Annotated in this window: 1 pseudogene; it reads left to right on the top strand. The window is 45.7% G+C overall.

Annotated features, from left to right (window positions below):
- Nucleotides 1–521, top strand: a pseudogene (locus JX304_RS06150) (phospho-sugar mutase); the annotation flags it as partial.

Here is a 521-nt window from a genome sequence, read left to right as displayed (position 1 = left end):
GATGAAAAAACCAAAGAAGATGCCTTCTATACCAACCTAGAGTTCGGTACAGCTGGTATGCGTGGCTACATTGGTGCAGGTACCAACCGGATTAATATCTATGTTGTTCGCCAAGCAACTGAAGGCTTGGCCCAATTGATCGACTCCAAAGGGGAAGAAGCGAAAAAACGCGGAGTTGCAATCGCTTACGATAGCCGTCACTTCTCTCCTGAATTTGCTTTTGAATCTGCTCAAGTATTGGCTGCTCATGGTATCAAATCTTATGTATTTGAAAGCCTTCGTCCAACACCTGAATTGTCCTTCGCCGTTCGTCATCTTCACACATTTGCTGGGATCATGGTAACGGCTAGCCACAACCCTGCACCATTTAATGGTTATAAGGTTTATGGAGAAGATGGTGGACAAATGCCACCAGCAGATGCAGATGCCTTGACAGACTACATCCGTGCGATCGAAAATCCTTTCACAGTGGAACTCGCTGACCTTGAAGAAGGAAAGGCAAGTGGCTTGATTGAAGTCAT

It is taken from the genome of Streptococcus parasanguinis, assembly GCF_901875555.1.
Classification (GTDB): Bacteria; Bacillota; Bacilli; order Lactobacillales; family Streptococcaceae; genus Streptococcus; species Streptococcus parasanguinis_H.
Note: the sequence above shows the minus strand (reverse complement) of the source record. Positions and strands in the feature narration are given on the sequence as shown.